Raw genomic sequence first — 18,823 nt, 5'->3', positions numbered from 1 at the left:
TCTCAAGGAACGGACGCTTCCTTCGGACCGCCTTCCAGCGGACCCTCCGGGCTTCGTTCTTTCGTGTTTCCAGCTTATCAGATGTTTTCCGCTCCATTTTTCGGAGTTTCATTCATTCGATTCGCTTTCGCCTTTCGGCACTCCCAAACTCTATCAGAGCTTTTCGGTCCGTTTTCCCCGGTCATTCTCGAATTCAGATTCGAACTCGTTCCGAGGGGCCATCCCGTGGGGCAACCCGGAGAACACTACTCCCCTTCGGGTCGGAGACCAAATGCTCAGACCGCCGGGCTCGGCCGGGTGACCCGCTCGGCGACCGCAACCGTGGCGCGTCGCGGCAGGAGTCGGGGCGCCAGGGTCCCGAGACGGTTGAGGAAGCCGTCGACGACGCTCGGCCGCCCCTTCTCCAGCGCTGCCAGCGTGGTGGCGACGACCTGCTCGGGCCGTCGGCGGATGCCCACGGCGGCCTGCTCGCCGGCGACGTCGAAGAAGGGGGTGTCGGTGGCACCGGGGCAGATCGCCAGGGCGCGGACGTTGCTGCCGCGGAGTTCGTTCGCCAAGGCTTCGGTGAAGGAGAGCACGTACGCCTTGGTGGCGCCGTAGACGGCCATCCGGGGAATCGGCTGGAATGCGGCCGTACTGGCCACGTTGACCACCGCGCCCCGGCCGCGCTCGACCATGCCGGGCAGCAGCCGGGCGGTCAGGTCGGTGAGCGTGGCGCAGTTGAGCTGCACCTCCTCGGCCATCCTCGTCGGATCGCTCGTGGCGACGGCGCCGAAGGTCGCGAAACCGGCGTTGTTGATCAGGACGTCGACCGTCACCTCCAGCTCCTCGACGCGGTCCTGCAGCTCCGCGGCGGCGCCGGGACGGGCGAGGTCGAGCGGGACGACGTGCACGGTGACGCCGTGCGCCGCCCTCAGTTCCTGCTGGAGGCGGTTCAGCTTGTCCTCACTACGGGCAACGACGACGAGGTCCGACCCGCGGGCGGCGAGCTCGCGGGCGAAGGCGGCCCCGATGCCGGTGGACGCTCCCGTGATCAGGGTGGTCTTGCGGGCGAAGTCCATGACTCTCCTCGATGCGACGGGATTCGGTTGCGGCTGGTGCTCGGCAGTCGGCGGCTGGCGGTCGGCGGTCGGCAGTCGGCGGTCGGCGAACACCCGGGTCCGCTCCACGGACCCCAATGTAGACACCGACAACAATGTTGTCAACGACTACATGCTCGTATGCTGATGCCCATGCGAACGGGCCACTACCACCACGGAGACCTCCGCGCCGCGCTACTGGAACGCGCCGAACAGACCCTGCGCGAGCAGGGCGCCGACGCGCTGTCCCTGCGCGAGCTCGCCCGCTCGCTCGACGTGAGCCACGCCGCGCCCAGCCGCCACTTCAAGGACCGGCGCGCCCTGCTCGACGCCCTCGCGCTCGCCGGCGTCCAGCGGCTCACCGCCGCGGCCCGCAGCGGTCTCGCCAGGAGTGGGGACGGCTTCCGCGAGCGGGCCTTCGCCGTCGCCCGCGCGTACGTCGACTTCGCCGCCGACCACGGCGCACTGCTGGAGCTGGCCTTCGCCCGCAAGCACGACCCCGCCGTGACGGACGGACTGGAGCTCGCCTGGCAGCCGCTGAAGGACGACCTCCGCGCGCTCATCGCCCTCGGCCAGGCCCAGGGACTGATCCGGGCCGGCGACGCCGACCGGATCGGCGCCATCCTCTTCACCGCCGTCCACGGCGTGGCCGCCCAGACCGCGAGCGGTCGACTCTCCGGCCCGGCCCTGGACGAGGTCTTCGACGACCTGCTCACCCACCTGCTCCGCGGCCTGGAGCCGGGCGCTGACGACGAACCGCTGGCCGAGCCCACCGCCCCGGCCTGCTGACCGCCGCCCAGCAGCTGCCACCCCACCGACGGCCGCCCCGCCGAAGAACGGCCGGCCCGCCGAAGAACAGCCACCCCGCCGAAAGGCAGCCGACCGCACCCGCCTGCGCCGAGTGCGGTCGGGTCGGGCCGTCTCCTACGTGAACAGGCGGTCGCCGCTGGTGGCCATGCGGTGGGTGCCGCTGTGGTGGTTCACCCAGTCCCTGACCAGGTTGACGGCGTTGGCGCACTGCCAGCTGTTGTCGTACTCCCGCACGCCGGTGAAGGCGCCGTAGCCGGCGATGATGCCGTCCACCTGGGCGTCGCCCAGCAGCTTGTCGACGTACCAGGGGTCGTTGTAGGTGGTCGTCCAGGAGAGGGTGGCCGCGAGTCGTCCGGCGGCCCGGTCGGCGGCTCCCTTCTTCAGTTCCGCGCAGGTGTTGTAGGTGGCCTCCGTGCAGTTGCCGAAGCCCTTGGTGATGTCGCTGTCGCCGTAGTCCATCGCCCGGCGGCCGGCCGGGAAGCCGGTGCCGGACTTGGCGAAGGCGCTCTGCACCTGGTCGCGGGTGCCGGTCGTGGTGATGCCCTCCAGCGGGCCGAGCCTGCCCTCCAGGCTCTTCCAGCCCCGGCCGCCGACGTCCGGGGTGCTGCCGCCGTGGTACTCGTAGAAGCCGTAGAGCACCTGGATGCCGGCGGCCGTCAGCCGCTGGGCCTTGTCGCGCAGTCCGGCGACGCTGCAGGTGCGGTTGGGCTCCTCGCCGCAGTAGTTGGGGTCCTTGATGTCCAGCCAGACCAGCGACAGCCGGCGTCCCGCGTTGGCGTTGGAGACGATGCGGTCGAGCATGCTGTCGAAGCTGGGGCCGAGCCGGTTCTCGCCGGCCGAGGAACAGTCGTGGTAGGCGCGCCACTCGTTCGGGTTCCACCAGGCGCAGACGTCGATCTCGATGGCGTTGGCGCCGTGGTTGATCGCGGCGTCCACGCCGTCCAGGGTGTCGACCCGGTGCGCGATGGCGTAGATCGGGTGACGCCGGTCGGCGGCGGCCGCCGCCGGGGTGGTGCCGAGCGCGGTGGCGCCGACGATCCCGCACAGCGCCGCCGCCAGTGCCGGGAGGGTTCGCGAGCGGGTACCGCGCCTGGGGTGAGAGGTCAAGGGGGGACACTCCTTCTTGTTGGTGTACCGACAGGACGATCCCACCAACTGCGCCTCGGCGTACGGCAAACGGGCCATGAACGACATCCGGGGGGACTCGGCCAGGACACCGCAACGGCCGTCCGTCAGCCGAGCGGCGCCAGCACCCCGTGGGCGTCGGAGGAATACGCGTCGAGGCCGGGGTGACGCTTGAGCAGGTCCGCCACGTCGTCGAGCGCCCCGGGCTGCTCCGTCATCCGCCGCGGCACCACCAGCCGGCCGCCCTGCTCGGGCGGGACCAGCCCGCCCACCAGGGTGCGGCGGACGGTCCGCTCGTGCCGGGTGCCGCGGCCGGTGCCGCCGTACGGGTCGCGGGCCAGGGCGCTGACGCCGCCGCGGGCGGAGAGCTGGTCGAGCTCCGGGACCAGCCGCCAGACCTGCTGGGCGTGGTGGCTCTGCACCGAGCCGGCCAGGTTCGCCTCCAGGCCGTGGGCGTGGCACAGCTCCACGAAGAACCGGATCTCCTCCAGCGAGAGGATTCCGGCCCTGGCCAGACCGTGCCGGTCGGTGTCGTGACGGTCGAGGTCGGCGAGCTCCGGGCCGCCGGCGGTGGAGACCAGTCCGATCCGGGCGACCTTCAGCAGGATGCTGGTGTCCACCATGATCGCGTCGGCACCGGCCGCGGCGCTTGCCTCGACCACCGCGCGGATCGCCTCCCGGTCGGTGCGACGGCCCGGCGTCAGGCCGTGACTCCGGTGGGCGAAGGGCTCGTTGACGGCCACGAAGCCGGTGGGCGCCTCCGCCGGCAGGGCGCCGGACGCCCTCAGCCCGGCCAGGTCCGGCCGCCGGCCGTCGAAGAGCGGCCCGCCGTACACGTCGAGCAGCGCGTCCGCGTACTCGGCGAGGTCGAACGCCCCCGGCGTGGACGGCGCGCACGGGTAGTACTCCCGCAGGCCCACCAGGGCGCGCCGCACCTGCGGCAGCGTCTTGCGGGCGTCCCACAGGTCGAGGTCCTGGGCGAACAGGACGGACATCACCCGGGCGTGCGACAACTGCTCGCTCCGGCGCAGCGTCGCCGTGATCTCGCCCAGCACCTCGGCCAGTTCACCGGGCCGCATGCCGTCCAGGCCGACCTTGACGATCCCGCAGGGATGCACCCGGGTGCCCATCGCCAGGGCGACTCCGAGGGCGGCCTGCGCCGCCTTGCCGACCTGCTCGTACGCCGACTTGGGCAGGGCCAGGCCGTTCTCCGCACGCCGGAACAGCAGCTGGTCCTCGCCGATGTTGGTGCTCAACTGGACCGGGAGGTCCCGCCGGGCGGCCAGCACCGCGTCCGCGATGTCCATGATCCGGCGCGGCTTGATGGTCCCGAGCGCGCTGCGCGGATCCTCGCTGTCGATGATCCGCGCACCGCCGAGGACCGCCTCCCGCGCCTCCTGCGGGTCGAAGACGCTGACCAGCAGCCGTCGATCCGCTCCGACCGCGCCGGGTATGCCGGACATTCCGATGGTCGACACCGTTCCCCCTCAGAAAGCTGACGCTCATTCGGGGGTCAGTCTTGACCGCCGGGGGACCCCTGCCGACCGATCGACGATCGGCCACCACTCGAAGGAGTGAAGGTCCTTGACAATCCCCCTCTACGACCAGCCCAACCCACCGCCGGGGCGCCCGGGTTCGAGCCGCGCTCCGCCCTCCCGCACCGGGCGGCCGCCAACATGAGGTGAACACTTCACCACGGGACGGGATCGTGTTAGCGTCCCTCGGATGTCGAGGATTCTGGTCACCGATCTGGACGGCACCTTACTCGGCGGCACCCGGGGCGACCGGCGCCGACTGCGCGACGCCCTGGCCCGCCACCCCGAGGTGACCCCGGTCTTCGCCACCGGGCGCGGGCTGGCCTCCGTCCGCGAGATCCTCCGCGATCCGCTCGTCCCGCGACCCCGGTGGATCATCGCCGATGTCGGCGCCACCGTCGCCGACGGCACGGACTTCACCCCGGCCGACCCGGTGCAGGAACAGCTGCGGACCGGCTGGCCGGGCCCGGACCGGGTGCGCGCCGCGCTGCGCGGCTTCCCCCTACTCGGCTACCAGCACGGCGTCGTCCAGGACGGCCGCTGCTCCTACCACCTCGACCCCGAGGGGCTCACCGACGAACTCACCGCCGCCGTCGAGGCCCTCGGCTGCACCTGGGTGTACTCGGCGGACCGCTTCTTCGACGTGCTGCCGCCGGGAGCCTCCAAGGGCAACGCCCTGCGGGCCCTGGCCGGGAAGCTGGGCTGGCAGCCCCAGGAGATCCTCGTCGCCGGCGACTCCCTCAACGACCTCTCGCTGTTCCGGGCCGGCACCCACGCGGTGGTCGTCGCCGGAGCCGAACCGGCCCTGCTCGCCGCCCTCACCACCACCCACGCCGACAACCCGCTCCTGCACCGCCCCGACCGGGCCGGAGCGGCCGGCATCCACGCGGCACTCCGGGAGCTCGGCTGGCTCGCCCTCGCACCCGGGCCCACCCGCTCCGCCCCCGAACGCCCCACGGGCCGGCACGCCCTCGTGGTCGCCTACCACCGCCCGCCGCTGCACTGGAACGGCGAGAGCTGGCAGCCGCCCAGCAGCCCCAACGGCATCCTGCCCACCCTGACCAGCGCCTTCACCAATGGCCTGCCAGGCGTCTGGGTCACGGCCCTGGTCGGCGGCGGCCCGAGCGCCGACCCGAGCGCCGACCAGGGCGGCGACCCGGACGACCCGCCGTACGCCGACCCCCACGACGACAGCCGGCCGCACCCCACCGGGCTGCCTCTCTCCCCCGTCCCGATCGACATGGGCACCTGGACCGGCTACTTCCACCGGGCCTGCAAGGAGACGCTGTGGCCGGTCCTGATGTCCGAACCGGCCCGGTCGGTCTTCGACGAACGGTCCTGGGCCGACTACCGGACGGTCAACGCACGCTTTGCCCGCCGCATCGGCGCACAGGCCGCGCCCGGCGCCACCGTCTGGCTCCACGACTACAACCTCTGGCTGGTCCCGGGCCTGCTGCACCGCATCCGGCCCGACCTCGGGATCGGGCTCTTCCACCACACCCCCTTCCCGGCCCCGGACGTCTTCGCCGCCCTCCCGGTCGCCGCCGAACTGCGCGGCTCACTGGCCCGCCTCGACTGGGCGGGCTTCCACACCGAGGAGTTCGCCGGGAACTTCCGCCGGACCCTGGCCGGCCTGCCCGATCCCCCGCGCACCGGCGTCCACCCGCTCGGGGTCGACCGGCCGGCCATCGAGAAGCTCGCCCTCGGGAGCTTCGCCCTCCGCCGCGGGCCCCGCCTCGGTCCGGCCGCCGGCCGCGTGGTGCTCTCGGTCGAACGCCTCGACTACGCCAAGGCCCCGATCCAAAAGGTGGAGGCCGTCGACCGCCTGCTCCGCCGCCGGCCCGGGCTGTGCGGCCGGCTCACCTTCCGGCTGGTCTGCCCGCCGCCCGAGCCCGGCATCACCGCCTACGACAGCACCCGCCATCGACTCGAACAGCGGGTCGCCGAGGTCAACTCCCGCTGGCGGCAAGGATCCTGGCAACCAGTCGACTACCTCCCCCGCAGCCTGTCCACCGCCGCGGTCGTGGACGAGTACCTGTCGGCGGACGTGCTCTGGGTGACCTCGCTCCAGGACGGGATGAACCTGGCCGCCAAGGAGTTCGTCGCCGCCCGGGCCGCCGTGCTGCACCGCGACGCGGAACCGGGCGTCCTGGTCCTCTCCCACCGCACCGGCGCCGCGGCCGAACTCGGCGGGGCCGCCCTGCTCACCGACCCCCACTCGCCCGAGGACCTCGCCGCCGTCCTGGCCCGTGCGCTCGACCTCGACCCCGCGGAACGCCGGGCCCGGATGGAGCGGCTCGCCCAACTCCTCGGACGGGAGCGGCCCGCGGAGTGGGCCGACCGGATCGTCCGCGCGATCCGCGGCGCCTCCGCCACGCCGCCGAGGGCCCGGCCGTTCGCCCGCCCGCGCCCGGAAGCCGCGGGCGGGCCCTGAGTCAGCGCCTCGGGCCGACAGCGGCGTACAGCGCGCCGCCGGTCACCAGCAGCACCACCGCGGTCCAGGTGGACGCCTCCGTGCCGGGGGGAAAGGTCATCCACCCGAAGACCTTCCCCACGATGGTGGGCGGCAGCGGCGGGACGAGGACGGCGAACGCCAGCCAGCCGGTCGGCAGGGTCCAGGCCAGGTGCGCCCCGCAGAGCACCGCCCCGAGCGCGGCCAGACCGACCAGGCCGGCGCTGTCCCGGACGACGACCTCGGTGGGGACGAACGTCGGGCCCACCGCCTGGACCGCCAGCAGCGCCGCACCGGCGACCGCGCCGATCAGCACCGTGTGCGCCGCCCGGCGGGGCGCCCACCGGATCGCGGCCGTCCGGTCCAGTGCGAGGTCCTGCCCGCCGAGCCCGACGGAGCCGGCCGCCACGCCCGCGGTGAGCACGTAGAACGCGGTCGGGTCCAGCGCATCCGTCACGCCCGTGCCGTCGCCCCGGGTGAGGGCCCACACCGCCAGCGCGACGAGCACGACCGCGGCGGCCGAGGTGGGCACCTGCCGTGAACGCGCGTACAGCATCAGCCACCTCATCGCGACACACCTCCCACCGGCGCCTCGCTCAGCCTCGCCGTGCAGGAGAGGGCTGCGGTGCGCAGCTCGGCGATCCGCGAGCGCTGCTCGGCGGGCGCCAGCCCCTTCAGCTCCTGCCAGAGGGCGTCGGCGTCCGCCCAGGCCTTGCGTGAGAACACGTCGGTGGCCTGCTCCGCCATCGGTCGGAGGGCGGGGTCACCGAGGGCCCAGCTCACGACGACGCTCTGGTAGGCGATGTCGTTCTGTGACCCGCCCTCCCGGGAGGTGCGGGCCTGGCAGCTCGGCGCCAGGCCCTGGGCGACCAGCGCGCGGGTCAGGTCGTTGCCGGTCGCATCGATGAACAGCTGATCGTCGAAGTCGACCAGCACCGCGTCGGCGGGGAGCGAGCGGGGATCGCCGAGCGCGCGCAGCGCGGTGTCCTCCCGTACCGAGGTCGGAGCCTTGTCGCCCAGGGCCTCCTGCATCACGCGCAGCGCCTCCCGGCCGCGCGGCACGAGCTCGGTCAGGTGCGACCGGCTGGCCTGGGTCACGCACACCGGTCCGTCGCACACCATGGCCGCGGCGGCCTTGTCGACGACGTAGCTGTCGCGCGCGGCGGCCGGCAGAACCAGCAGGGCCACGGCCGCGCCGGCCAGGACGGGGGTCACCGCGAGCAGCCGGGCCCGGCGGGTGGCGGCCGCCAGCAGCGCGAGGCCGGTGGCGAGCAGGCCGAGCAGCCAGACCGTCTGGCCGAGGTGGACGGAGTCGGAGAGGGTCAACAGCATCTGCCGCGGGTCCGCGGTCACCGGGGACAGCAGGCCGATCCGGTTCGACGTCCTGCTCTCCGGCACCTCCCCTTCGATCCGTATACGCATCATGCCTGTCACCACGAGGCAGGCCACCACCAGGGCCGGCGGGGTGAGGACGGAGGGCAGCGTCCGCGCGACGCCCATGGCGAACACGGCGGCCGCGACGAGGCCCAGGACCGCCACCAGCGAGATCGGCAGCCAGCCGAGGGCCGTGTAGGTGGTCGGGCCGAACGCCACCTGCGCTCCGCCCACGACGACGAGGAGGCCGAAGCCCACCGCCAGCGCGAGCGCGATCGCACCCGCCGGCAGCGCCGCACGGCGCCAGGCCGGCAGCGGCGTGGTCGTCAGCAGTTCGGTCATCCGCGAGCGGGGTTCACGCAGCCCGTACACCGCCCCGATGCCGACCACGAGGGGCAGCCAGAAGGCCAGCAGGGAACGGGTCCACATGGCCATGGTGGTCCACTGGGCCGTCCACCCCGCGGTGCCCCTCCACCAGATTCCGTCGATCAGGAAGAAGACCGCCAGGCTGCCGCCCAGGACGACGGCTCCGGCCCACGGGGCGGCCGAGCGCTTCAGTTCGGTACCCAGCACACGTCGGTTCACCACGCGCTCCCCTGCTGTCCGGAGGTGCGGAGCAGCGCCGAGTAGCCGCGCTCCAGGGGGCTGTCGCCGGGGTGCTCGGTGCTGCCCGCGGCGGCCAGTTCGTCCGGCGTGCCCTGGAAGACGAGGCGGCCGTCGGCGAACAGGACCACGTCGGAGCAGGCCGCCGCGACGTCCTCGACCAGGTGGGTGGAGACGACCACGCAGGTGTCGCGGCCCAGGTCGTGCAGCAGCTCGCGGAAGCGCAGCCGCTGTGCCGGGTCGAGGCCGGCCGTCGGCTCGTCCAGCAGCAGCACCGCCGGGGAGTTGACGATGGCCTGGGCGATGCCGGCCCGCCGCACCATGCCGCCGGACAGGGTCTTCATCCGGTGGTCGGCGCGGTCGGCCAGGCCCACCCGTTCCACGGCGCGCTGAACGGCCTCGGGGACATCCTTCTTCGGGACCTCCTTCAACCAGGCCATGTACTCGACGAACTCGCGCACCGTGAAGCGCTTGTAGTAGCCGAAGTCCTGCGGCAGGTAGCCGATGCGGCGGCGCAGGCCCCGGTGGTCGCCCACCTTGCCCAGGGAGGTGCCGAGCATCTCCAGTTCGCCCTCGGTGGGGCGCAGCACCGTGGCCAGGGTCCGGATCAGGGTGGTCTTCCCCGCCCCGTTGGGCCCGAGGAGGCCGTGGGCGCCGAGGCCCAGGGAGAGGTCGAGGCCGTCGACGGCCATCTTGTTCCGTCCGACGCGGACCTTCAGGCCGTCGGCCCGGATCTCCCAGGCGTAGGTCTTCGGCGCGGTGTCGGCCGCGCTCGTCACGGGTGTCATGCGATGGTCCCTTTCGATGGTGGACATTGGAGGGTGGACATGGGTTTCACAGCGTCGAGTACGCGTCCCTGCGGGCGGTCACGGTGCCGGCGCCGAGCGCGAGGAGCAGCCCCCACAGGGGCAACCGGTCCGGTTGCAGGGCCAGTTGCAGGACGGAGGGGACGCGGCCGGTGAGCGACGCGGGGGCCAGGACGACGGCGCCCCAGGCGAGCGCCAGCCCGACGGCGGCGCGGGTCACCCCGACCACGCTGCCCAGTGCCAGGGCGGTGGAGGTGAAGGCCAGGGAGGGCAGCAGCCACTGCGCGGCCGTCATGCTCCCGGTCAGCCATCCCCCGAGCAGCAGCGGGGGCAGGACCACCACGAGGACCGCGGTGGTGCGCCTGAGCAGCAGGGGCAGACCGGCGCGGGCGGTCGAGGCGGTCAGTTCGTGCGCCGGGTCCAGGCCGCTGGACCACGACGCGGCGACGCCGCACAGCGGCAGCACCGGCGCGAGCAGCGACACCAGTGAGGAGCCGCCGAAGCTCTCCGCCGGCGCGACCGCGTCCAGCAGCAGCGCCAGCAGGGTGACGACGGCGGTCATGGCCAGCCACGGGGTCATCACCGGCGTCAGCCAGGACGACACCCATCCCGGCCGGTGCCGCCGCGGGGCCGCTGCCGCCGCCGCGTCCAACTGCGGTTCCAGACCGGCCCGGACGGTGTCGACGAGCGCGGCGATGCCGGGCACCCCGGTGGCCACGGAGGCCGCCAGCCGGCTCCGGCAGGGCGCGCAGGTCTCCAGGTGGGCCTCCAGTGCCCAGACCGTGTCCGCCGCGATCGTCGTGTCGCCACGTGCGTAGTCGTCGATCAACTGCCTGGACGCGTGTTCCCTGCTCATGCGAGCGCCTCCCGCATCGCGATCCGGGCCCGACGGGCACGGGTCTTGACCGTGCCTTCGGGCAGTCTGAGCAGGACGGCGGTCTCGCGGACGGAGAGCCCGTCGAGCACCGTGGCCTGCAGTACCTCGCGGAGTTCCGGCGCCAGCCGTCTCAGGGCGTCGCCGACGTCGCCGCCGACGGTCCCGGCGAGCGCCTCCTCCTCCGCCGCGGGCACCACCGCCCGCTCGGCCGCGGCGACCGGCGGTTCGGCGTGGTGGGCGCGGCGCCGGAACGCGTCGACGAGGCGGCGTGCCGCGATCGTCCACAGCCACCCGACGGCCGTCCCGCCGACCGCGCTCCCGGCGAACGCGCCGGCCGCGCGCCACACCGCGAGATAGGTCTCCTGCATGACTTCGGCGACGATCTGCTCGTCCGCGCAGCGGCGGCGCAGCCGCACCGCCAGCCATGGCGACGTACGCCGGTACAGCTCGTCGAACGCCCCGCGGTCTCCCCTGGCCACCAGCCGGAGGAGGCGCTCCTCGTCCACCTCGTCCAGTGCTCTCCTGCGTGATCTCACACCAGCCAGACGCGCGATCCGGCGCCCGGGTTCTGCATCCGGCATGACCTGCGTCACATCCCGCGCCCGGGCCGTCGGCTCCGGCTGATCGGTCGGTCAGCCGGAGGGCGGGACCGGCGCCCGCGCCGCCGGTAAGGTGGTGGATCGTGGCCAGTCGTAAAACGTCGATCATGGAAGCAGCGGCGCGGGTGATCGCGCGGCGCGGGGTGCGCGGACTGCGGGTGGAGGAGCTCGCGGCCGAGGCGGGTGTGTCCACCGCGCTGATCTACTACCACTTCAAGGACCGTACGGGGATCCTCCGGCAGACGCTGGAGTTCATCAACGACCGGGCGGAGCGGTACACGACCGAACGCGCGGAGGACGCCCCGCCGCTGACGCCCCGCGAGGAGTTGGAGCAGACGCTGCTGCTGGAGCTCCAGGACACCCCGGAGGTACGGGAGAACAGCACCGCCTGGGGCGAGCTGCGGGCGAGCGCGGTGTTCGACGAGACGCTGCGCGAGGACCTGGCGCGGGCCACCCGGATCTGGGTGCAGGAGGTGGCGGAACTGCTCGGCGACGTGCGGCCGATGGCCTCGGCGGTGGCGCTGGCCGGCGCGGCGGAGCGACTGACCGCGCTGCTGGAGGGGCTGAGCACGCGCTGGCTCAGCGGCAGCCTGCCGCTGGCGCACGCCCGCACCCTGCTGACCGAGGCGATCGAGGTCGAGGTGGCCCGGCTCGGGTCCTGAGCCGCACGGACCGCGCAGGGCTTGTCACGCTGCGCGGGGAGCCCGTCAAGGATGCGTTATGGCGCGCCCATGAGTTTGACTGAACTTTCAGTCAGTGCGAGCCTGAAGCCGCAGGAAGGGTGCTGCCGCCGGCCCGTCGCCGTGGTGCGCCGCCGCGTCGCGGCGCGAAGAGTGGGATCCGGCGGCCCTCGGCGCCCTTCCCGGCACCGTCGCACGATCTGGAGACCCTCATGACCCACTACCCCGACGACCGCCCCACCGGGCCGTACCCCTGGGTGCCGGCGGACGACGTGCCGCACGCGCGGACCTGGATGTCCTGGCCCTCCCGCAGGGGCGTGTGGGGACTGCGCCTGGGCGGCGTCCAGGAGGACATCGCCCTGATCGCCCGCACGATCGCCGAGTTCGAGCCGGTGGTGATGTGCGCCCCCGACGACTGGACCGCCGGCAAGGCCCGGTCCCGGTGCGGCTCCGGGGTGGAGGTGATCACCGCCATCCCCACCGACGACCTGTGGATGCGCGACACCGCGCCGGTGTTCCGCCGCGACGGGTACGGCGGCCTGGACGCGGTGATCCTCAACTTCAACGGCTGGGGCAACAAGCAGGTGCACCACGACGACGCCCGGGTCGCCGAGCGCCTCGCCGCCCGCCGCGGCCTGCGCCACACCTACGCGGACTTCGTCGGCGAGGGCGGCGCGATCGAGACCGACGGCGACGGCACGGTGATGGCCACCGAGAGCAGCCTGGTCAACAAGAACCGCAACCGCGGCATGAGCCGGGCCGAGATCGAGGAGTCCGTCCTGGAGGCCTACGGCGCGGACACCATGATCTGGCTGCCGGGCATCAGGGGCGAGGACATCACCGACGACCACGTGGACGTCACCTCCCGGTTCGTCCGCCCCGGCGTGGTGATGGTGCAGCTGCCGCCGGCGGACCGCAACGACTCCTGGGCGCGGGACGCCCGCGAGCAGTTCGCGATCCTCTCCGCCGCCACCGACGCCCGGGGCCGCCGCCTGCACGTCATCCCGGTGCACGGCCCGGACACCGTCCGCTCCCGCAGCACCAAGTTCGTCGACTCCTACCTCAACTTCGTCCTCGTCAACGGGGGCGTCATCACCGCCGAGTTCGGCGACGCGTACAAGGACGCCGCCGCCCGGGAGACGCTCGCCGCGGCCTTCCCCGGCCGCGAGGTGGTGCAGATCGACGTCGACCGCCTGATGGCCGGAGGCGGCGGCATCCACTGCTCGACCATGCACGAACCGCTGCCGTAGCCACCGGGCGGCCCGCGTCGCAGCCGCAGCCGCCGTACCGCACCGCACCTCCCGTCCACCGCACCGACCACCACAGCCGGAGTGCCCGTATGTCCCCTGCCCTGTCCCGCCGTACCCTGATCCGCCGCCTCGCCGGTGTCGGCGCCGGCGTCGGCGCCCTCACCCTCGGCCTCACCGCCTGCGACCCCAACGCCATCGAGGACGGCGGTGTCGTGCCGCCCCCACAGCCCGGCGGCACCCCCGGTGTACGCCGCTTCGGCGCCGAGTGGGAGAAGCACCTGCGCACCGTGATGTCCTGGCCGGCCTCCGAGAACATCTGGGGCGAGCAGCTGCCGGACGTCCGCCGGGACGTCGCCGGCCTGGCCCAGGCCATCGCGGCACGCGAACCGGTCGTGCTGTTGGCCCGCCCCGAGCAGCAGGACGCCGCCCGGAAGGCCTGCGGCTCGGCCGTCGAGGTGGTGCCGATCGCCGTCGACGACCTGTGGGCCCGGGACACCCTGCCGGTGTTCGTCGAGGAGGGCGGCACGATCAAGGGCGTCGACTTCAACTTCAACGGCTGGGGCGGCAAGCAGCAGCGCGGCAACGACGCCAAGGTCGCCCGGACGGTGCTGGCCAAGTACGGCGTGGAGCGGGTCGAGACCCGGCTGGTCGCCGAGGGCGGCTCCTTCGAGACCGACGGCCAGGGCACCCTGATGGTGACCGAGAGCTCCGTCGTCAACGACAACCGCAACCCGGGCATGACCCGGGACCAGGTCGAGGCCGAGCTGAAGCGGGTCCTCGGCGTGAGCAAGGTGATCTGGCTGGCCGGCGTCAAGGGCAAGGACATCACCGACGCCCACGTCGACTGCCTGACCCGCTTCGCCGCCCCCGGCGTCGTCCTGCTCGACCAGGCCTTCCCCGGCACCCCGCCGGACGTCTGGTCCCGCTCGGCCGACCAGGCCCGCGCCGTCTTCAAGGACGCCACCGACGCGACGGGCCGCAAGCTCCAGGTGGTGGAGCTCCAGCAGCCGGACCCGGACAGGATCACCGGGCGCGGTGACGCCTTCGTCTCCTCGTACATGAACTTCTACATCGGCACGAAGGGCGTCTACCTGCCGAAGTTCGGCGATGCCAGGGCCGACGACCGGGCCCAGCAGATCATGAAGCAGTACTTCCCGGGCCGGGAGATCGTGCCGGTCAAGATCGACGCGATCGCGGCCGGCGGCGGTGGCATCCACTGCGCCACCCACGACATCCCCGCCCTGGGCTGAGCAGGCGGCGCCCCCCGGGGGCGTCCCGGAGGGTCGGCCCGGTGCCCGGGGCCGGGTCCGGTCGGCGGGCCGGACCCGGCCCCACCTCCTCACGCCGCGGGCTGCTGCTGGGTGACGCAGTGGATCCCGCCGCCGCCCGCGCCCAGGCTGTCGATGTTCAGCTGTTCGACGGTGCGGCCGGGGAACATCCGGGCGAGGGCGGCCCGGGCGGCGCTGTCGGCCTTGGTGTCGCCGAACTGCGCCGCGATCACCGCGTTGTTGCACAGGTAGTAGTTGGCGTAGGAGCCGACGAAGTTGGGGTCGGTCGAGCGGATCAGGTTGTAGTCGGGCCCCTGGATCTGGCCGACCCCGAACGGGGTTCCCTGGGCGCTGGTGGAGGTGGTCAGGATCCGGTACTGCTGCCGTGCGTCGTTCGACCAGGCGTCGGTGTCGCTCGCCAGCGGCATCTGGACCGCGGCCGTCCCCGCACCGAGGAAGCGGGAGGTGGCGTCCACGTGGTCGTCGGTGATGTCCTGGCCGGCGACACCGTTGAACCAGATCACCTTGGTGGCGCCGTAGGCGGCGCACATCGCGCTCTCGACCGCGGCCTGGGACATGCCGGGGTTGCGGTTGGCGTTGAGGATGCTGCTCCGGGTGGCCATCAGCGTCCCGGCCGCGTCGGTCTCGATGGCGCCGCCCTCGGCGACCAGCCCGGCGGCGGTGAACGGCAGGCCGAGGTAGGCGGCGACGCGCTGGGCGACCAGGGCGTCGTTGCCGTGCGGGTTCTGGTGGTTGCCCCAGCCGTTGAAGTTGAGGCCGATCGTGTCCAGGCCGCCCGCGCCGTCGGTGCGGAAGACCGGGCCGGTGTCGCGCATCCAGCAGTCGTCGACCGGGACGTCCCCGATGACGGTGACGGTCGAGCCGCACATCGACCGCGCCTTGGCCACGCCGGCCGGGTTGGCGCACATGGTGACCGGCTCGTACTTCGCGATGGTTCTGGCGATGAGGGCGATGTTCGACTGGACACCGCCGAGCTTGTTGCGCCAGATGGTGCTGCTGTCCGGCCAGGCCATCCAGGTGCGGGTGTGCCGGACGGTGTCCAGCGGCACCCGGAAGCCCGCGGCGAGGCCGGCGGCGGCACCCGCGGCGGTGCGGCGTTGCGCCGCCTGGGCCGGCCCGCCGGTCGCGGCCGTCAGCGCGGTGCCGGCGACGACGATCCCGGCGGCCGTCAGGAACCGGCGGCGGCCGAGCCCCTCCGCGGCCGTCGTCTCGGTTCTGGAGCGGTCGTCCATCACTGCCTCCATGTCAACGTCCGCTGCTTGTGCAGCAGTTGACCGAAAAGGTAAAACTGGCCAAGCGCTCGGTCAATACTTTGCGCAGCCATCGTTCCCGATGCGCCCCTGCGGCACTCCCCCGGTCGTTACAGTGACGGCCATGGCGACACAGGCGACAGGCACGGCCGCACGAACGGCCTCCGCGGCGGGCGGCCCCGGCCGGACCCGCGCTTCCGCCAAGGGCGAGCAGACCCGGGCCCGGCTGATCGCGGCGGCCCGCACCCTGCTCGCGGGCGACGGCGCCGGGCGGTTCACCACCCGCAACGTGGCCGCGCTGTGCGGGGTCTCGCACGGGATGTGCCACTACCACTTCGCGGACCGCACCGACCTGATCGTCGCGGTCGTGGCGGACATCCGGCCCGAGTGGATCACACCGCTGGAGGAGGCGGTCGCCGGCCCCGGCGGCTACGCCGAGCGCTCCGAGCGGGTCCTGACGCTGCTCACCCGGCCCGAGAGCCCCGACCTGGCCCGACTGCACGCCGCCCTGCACTGGCTCGCCCTCAACGACGAACGCGTCCGCGCGAGCCTGGAGGCCGAGTACGCGCGCTGGCGGGCCTCCTTCGTGGGCCTGTTCCGCTGCCTGCTGGAGGAACGCGGCGACGGCGGCGACCCGGCCCCGCTCGGGGAGGCCTTCGCCGCCGCCGTGGACGGGCTCGCCGCCATCGGGTCGCTGGACGGGACGGTGGACGCCGAGCGGGTGCTGCGGACCCTGCTGGAATCGCTGTCGTCCACCCCCCGGCCGTCCGGCGCCTGACGGTCCGCGGAGGAACCGTACGCCGCCCGGACCCGCGTCACCCGACCCTCCGCAGCCCGACCGGTCACGGGGTGGAGCCGGGCGCGACGGGCTGCTGCTGGGTGGCGCAGTGGATGCCCCCGCCGCCCGAGGCGATGTGGTTGATGCCGACCTGGGTGACCTTGCGGCCCGGGTGGAGGTCGCCGAGGATGCCGGCCGCCCGGTCGTCGGTGGCCTGGTCCCCGAAGCGCGGGACGATGACGCCGCCGTTGCAGACGTAGTAGTTGATGTACGTGGCCAGGAAGTCCTTGCCCGCGCCCGGGATCCGGGCGGTGTCGGGCTCGGGGAGGTCGACCACCTTGAGCGTGCGGCCCTGGGCGTCCGTCTCCGTCTGCAGCACCTGCAGCGCCTGCGCGGAGGCGGTGGTCCAGACGTCCGGCGGGGCGTCGGCGGCGGGACGGTGCAGGACCACGGTGCCCGGCTCGGCGAAGCGGGCGAGGGCGTCGACGTGGCAGTCGGTGATGTCCTGCCCGGCGACGCCCTGGAACCAGATCACCTTCTCGACGCCGAGCAGGTCCTTGAGGCTCGCCTCGATCTGGTCGCGGGACTTGCCGGGGTTGCGGTTGCCGTTGACCCAGGAGCTCTCGGTGGCCATCAGCGTCCCCTCTCCGTCCACCTCGATGCCGCCGCCCTCGCCGGTGATCGGCGCCTGGACGCGGGTGATGCGGTAGTGGTCGAGGAGGTAGCGGGCGACCAGGCTGTCATTGGCGTGGGTCTGCTTGTCGCCCCAGCCGTTGAAGTTGAAGTCGACCCCGGCCAGCCCCTGCGGGCCGGTGACGAAGGTCGGGCCGGTGTCCCGGGCCCACAGGTCGTCTACCTTCAGTTCGAGCACCTCGACCGAGGATCCGACGGCCTGCCGGGCCTGGGCCGCCTGGTCGGGGCGGGCCAGCAGGACGACCGGTTCGAAGCCGGCGATCGCCTGGGCCAGCCCCGCGATGTCCTGCCGGACCCCGGGCAGCTGGTCGCCCCACACCTCCTCCAGCGCCGGCCAGGCCATGAAGGTGCGGGTGTGCGGGCCGGACTCGGCCGGCATCGCCCACCCCCCGGCCGCCGGGCTCGTGGACGGGGCCGCGCCCGAAGCCGTACCGCTCCTGTCGGACTGCTCCTCCGATCCGCCGTCGGAGGAGCAGCCACCGGCCAGGGCCAGCGCGGCGAGCGCGGCCCCGGACCGCAGGAGTGAACGGCGGGACGGCCGGGGGTGAGCCATGGGGCCTCGTTCCGGTTGGTGTCGGGGTTCGGCTCCGCAGGCTACTGACCAGAAGGTCAGATTCCGGCGCGGCACGCACCCGCCGTTCGGGGGAATCCGCTCACGGCCCCTCGGCGGCCGCCTCCCGCTCGCGGCGCAGCCGGTGCTCGGTGCGGATGCCGGACCAGGCGGTGCAGGCCAGGCCGGCGGCGATGACGCCTTCGGCCCAGAAGAACGCCACGTAGTCGATCAGTGATCCGATCGGCGGCGACCCGGGGGCCGCGTTGCGCATGCCGATCAGGGCGAACAGGCTCGCCGCCATCCAGCCCAGGGAGGGCCAGACCAGCCCCTCGCGCTTGCGGTACAGCACCTCGGCGGCGCCGAGGACGGCCAGGGCGATGGCCCACATGGCCGCGATCATGAACCAGGAGAGGATGAAGGTGCTGCGGGACCGGGTGATCCGCGCGTCCAGGGTCACGGCACCGGAGCTCGCGGTGGTGACCTGCGGGCGCAGTACGAAGAACGGGTCGGTGTCGGTGAGGACCAGGCCGACCGGCACGGCCGCGCCCCCGCTGGTGGCAGTGAAGCCGGCCTCGGTGCGGTAGCGGTCGAACGGGTAGTCCGTCTTTGTGCCGTCGTACGTCCCCACCTGGACGAGCTGGGACGCCGCGGCCTCCCCCTCGGCCGCCCGGATGGTCACCTTGGGGGCGCCGGTGACGGTGATCTCGACGGGGCGGGCGAAGGTCTGGGAGTCCGGCCCGGCGGCGAACCTGCCGTGCGGGACGGGAGTGACGTAGAGGGTCAGCTGCTGGGCGGTCGGGTCCACGTCCTGGGCGGTGACGTCCAGTTCGATCCAGTCGGGCGTCGAGGGGATCGCCAGTTCCCTGGTCTGTTCGCGGGTGTCGCGCTCGTTGAGGTACAGCCCGATCCCCGACCCGCAGAGGGTGATGACCACCGCCAGGACGGCGGCGAACCGCCAACGGCGGCGGGGGGCTCGGTGCGCGGCCCGGTCGGTCGCGCTGGTGTCGTCGGTGGTGACCTGCACGGTCGTCCTTCCTGCGGCGGTGGCGCCGGGCCGGCGGGTTCTCCGC

At 73.3% G+C, this 18,823-nt stretch carries 17 protein-coding genes; 6 read left to right on the top strand and 11 right to left on the bottom strand.

Translation table 11 applies throughout. From position 1 onward, the window contains the following. Window positions 1-275: 275 nt before the first annotated feature. Window positions 276-1,169 carry an SDR family NAD(P)-dependent oxidoreductase gene (locus ACWGJO_RS30080; protein WP_452188507.1) on the bottom strand — a complete coding sequence of 298 codons (894 nt, stop codon included), beginning with the start codon at window positions 1,167-1,169 and terminating at the stop codon, window positions 276-278. Between the two features lie 63 nt (window positions 1,170-1,232). On the opposite strand from ACWGJO_RS30080, the gene ACWGJO_RS30075 reads away from it, so the two are divergent. Beyond that, window positions 1,233-1,868 (top strand): TetR/AcrR family transcriptional regulator, encoded by a 636-nt coding sequence (locus tag ACWGJO_RS30075; RefSeq protein WP_452188505.1) that lies wholly within the window; start codon window positions 1,233-1,235, stop codon window positions 1,866-1,868. A gap of 135 nt (window positions 1,869-2,003) precedes the next feature. Here ACWGJO_RS30075 and ACWGJO_RS30070 read toward each other — a convergent pair whose 3' ends face one another. Beyond that, window positions 2,004-2,996 carry a phospholipase gene (locus ACWGJO_RS30070; protein WP_452188503.1) on the bottom strand — a complete coding sequence of 331 codons (993 nt, stop codon included), beginning with the start codon at window positions 2,994-2,996 and terminating at the stop codon, window positions 2,004-2,006. 125 nt (window positions 2,997-3,121) lie between these two features. Further along, complete coding sequence (locus tag ACWGJO_RS30065; RefSeq protein ID WP_452188501.1) at window positions 3,122-4,492, bottom strand: (5-formylfuran-3-yl)methyl phosphate synthase; 1,371 nt, start codon at window positions 4,490-4,492, stop codon at window positions 3,122-3,124. A gap of 247 nt (window positions 4,493-4,739) precedes the next feature. On the opposite strand from ACWGJO_RS30065, the gene ACWGJO_RS30060 reads away from it, so the two are divergent. Further along, window positions 4,740-6,983: a trehalose-6-phosphate synthase gene (locus ACWGJO_RS30060; RefSeq protein WP_452188499.1), complete on the top strand. Its 2,244-nt coding sequence runs from the start codon at window positions 4,740-4,742 to the stop codon at window positions 6,981-6,983. A 1-nt stretch (window position 6,984) separates the two neighbouring features. On the opposite strand, the gene ACWGJO_RS30055 is transcribed toward ACWGJO_RS30060, so the two are convergent. From ACWGJO_RS30055 to ACWGJO_RS30035, 5 genes are read right to left on the bottom strand one after another with little or no spacing between them, the layout of a single operon-like run. Continuing rightward, window positions 6,985-7,569, bottom strand: coding sequence for a hypothetical protein (locus tag ACWGJO_RS30055; protein ID WP_452188498.1), 585 nt, complete (start codon window positions 7,567-7,569; stop codon window positions 6,985-6,987). Then, window positions 7,566-8,960, bottom strand: a complete 1,395-nt coding sequence (locus ACWGJO_RS30050) for a hypothetical protein (RefSeq protein WP_452188496.1) — start codon at window positions 8,958-8,960, stop codon at window positions 7,566-7,568. Before ACWGJO_RS30050 ends, ACWGJO_RS30055 begins: the two co-directional genes overlap by 4 nt. Then, complete coding sequence (locus ACWGJO_RS30045) at window positions 8,957-9,766, bottom strand: ABC transporter ATP-binding protein (RefSeq protein ID WP_452188494.1); 810 nt, start codon at window positions 9,764-9,766, stop codon at window positions 8,957-8,959. The genes ACWGJO_RS30050 and ACWGJO_RS30045 overlap by 4 nt, the downstream gene beginning before the upstream one ends. 46 nt (window positions 9,767-9,812) lie before the next feature. Then, window positions 9,813-10,640 carry a zf-HC2 domain-containing protein gene (locus ACWGJO_RS30040; protein WP_452188492.1) on the bottom strand — a complete coding sequence of 276 codons (828 nt, stop codon included), beginning with the start codon at window positions 10,638-10,640 and terminating at the stop codon, window positions 9,813-9,815. Beyond that, window positions 10,637-11,140: an RNA polymerase sigma factor gene (locus ACWGJO_RS30035; protein ID WP_097234875.1), complete on the bottom strand. Its 504-nt coding sequence runs from the start codon at window positions 11,138-11,140 to the stop codon at window positions 10,637-10,639. The genes ACWGJO_RS30040 and ACWGJO_RS30035 overlap by 4 nt, the downstream gene beginning before the upstream one ends. Window positions 11,141-11,343: 203 nt before the next feature. Between ACWGJO_RS30035 and ACWGJO_RS30030 the strand changes: the two genes are divergently transcribed. From ACWGJO_RS30030 to ACWGJO_RS30020, 3 genes are all read left to right on the top strand, one after another. Further along, window positions 11,344-11,922, top strand: a complete 579-nt coding sequence (locus tag ACWGJO_RS30030; RefSeq protein WP_359898998.1) for a TetR/AcrR family transcriptional regulator — start codon at window positions 11,344-11,346, stop codon at window positions 11,920-11,922. 230 nt (window positions 11,923-12,152) lie between these two features. Then, window positions 12,153-13,190 (top strand): agmatine deiminase family protein, encoded by a 1,038-nt coding sequence (locus ACWGJO_RS30025; protein ID WP_452188490.1) that lies wholly within the window; start codon window positions 12,153-12,155, stop codon window positions 13,188-13,190. Between the two features lie 89 nt (window positions 13,191-13,279). Further along, entirely contained in the window at window positions 13,280-14,440 is a 1,161-nt protein-coding gene (locus ACWGJO_RS30020) for an agmatine deiminase family protein (RefSeq protein ID WP_452188488.1), read from the top strand. A gap of 89 nt (window positions 14,441-14,529) precedes the next feature. On the opposite strand, the gene ACWGJO_RS30015 is transcribed toward ACWGJO_RS30020, so the two are convergent. Next, window positions 14,530-15,711, bottom strand: coding sequence for an agmatine deiminase family protein (locus tag ACWGJO_RS30015; RefSeq protein WP_452188486.1), 1,182 nt, complete (start codon window positions 15,709-15,711; stop codon window positions 14,530-14,532). 142 nt (window positions 15,712-15,853) lie between these two features. Here ACWGJO_RS30015 and ACWGJO_RS30010 point away from each other — a divergent pair, with 142 nt between their 5' ends. Beyond that, window positions 15,854-16,507 carry a TetR/AcrR family transcriptional regulator gene (locus tag ACWGJO_RS30010; protein WP_452188484.1) on the top strand — a complete coding sequence of 218 codons (654 nt, stop codon included), beginning with the start codon at window positions 15,854-15,856 and terminating at the stop codon, window positions 16,505-16,507. A gap of 64 nt (window positions 16,508-16,571) precedes the next feature. Here the strand turns inward: ACWGJO_RS30010 and ACWGJO_RS30005 are convergent, their stop codons facing one another. Next, window positions 16,572-17,753: an agmatine deiminase family protein gene (locus ACWGJO_RS30005; RefSeq protein WP_452188482.1), complete on the bottom strand. Its 1,182-nt coding sequence runs from the start codon at window positions 17,751-17,753 to the stop codon at window positions 16,572-16,574. A 100-nt stretch (window positions 17,754-17,853) separates the two neighbouring features. Further along, window positions 17,854-18,777, bottom strand: a complete 924-nt coding sequence (locus tag ACWGJO_RS30000; RefSeq protein WP_452188480.1) for a DUF4436 family protein — start codon at window positions 18,775-18,777, stop codon at window positions 17,854-17,856. Between the last annotated feature and the right edge of the window lie 46 nt (window positions 18,778-18,823).

It is taken from the genome of Kitasatospora sp. NPDC054795 (assembly GCF_053611565.1).
The sequence above is the reverse complement of the archived record's forward strand: the minus strand, read 5'-3'. Positions and strand labels throughout refer to the sequence as shown.

What these genes read in the sequence shown, in the direction of transcription:
- ACWGJO_RS30045 (WP_452188494.1), bottom strand. Translation starts at nt 9,766, where the DNA reads ATGACACCCGTGACGAGCGCGGCCGACACCGCGCCGAAGACCTACGCC.
- ACWGJO_RS30010 (WP_452188484.1), top strand. Translation starts at nt 15,854, where the DNA reads ATGGCGACACAGGCGACAGGCACGGCCGCACGAACGGCCTCCGCGGCG.
- ACWGJO_RS30015 (WP_452188486.1), bottom strand. Translation starts at nt 15,711, where the DNA reads ATGGACGACCGCTCCAGAACCGAGACGACGGCCGCGGAGGGGCTCGGC.
- ACWGJO_RS30075 (WP_452188505.1), top strand. Translation starts at nt 1,233, where the DNA reads ATGCGAACGGGCCACTACCACCACGGAGACCTCCGCGCCGCGCTACTG.
- ACWGJO_RS30025 (WP_452188490.1), top strand. Translation starts at nt 12,153, where the DNA reads ATGACCCACTACCCCGACGACCGCCCCACCGGGCCGTACCCCTGGGTG.
- ACWGJO_RS30020 (WP_452188488.1), top strand. Translation starts at nt 13,280, where the DNA reads ATGTCCCCTGCCCTGTCCCGCCGTACCCTGATCCGCCGCCTCGCCGGT.
- ACWGJO_RS30060 (WP_452188499.1), top strand. Translation starts at nt 4,740, where the DNA reads ATGTCGAGGATTCTGGTCACCGATCTGGACGGCACCTTACTCGGCGGC.
- ACWGJO_RS30055 (WP_452188498.1), bottom strand. Translation starts at nt 7,569, where the DNA reads ATGAGGTGGCTGATGCTGTACGCGCGTTCACGGCAGGTGCCCACCTCG.
- ACWGJO_RS30005 (WP_452188482.1), bottom strand. Translation starts at nt 17,753, where the DNA reads ATGGCTCACCCCCGGCCGTCCCGCCGTTCACTCCTGCGGTCCGGGGCC.
- ACWGJO_RS30040 (WP_452188492.1), bottom strand. Translation starts at nt 10,640, where the DNA reads ATGAGCAGGGAACACGCGTCCAGGCAGTTGATCGACGACTACGCACGT.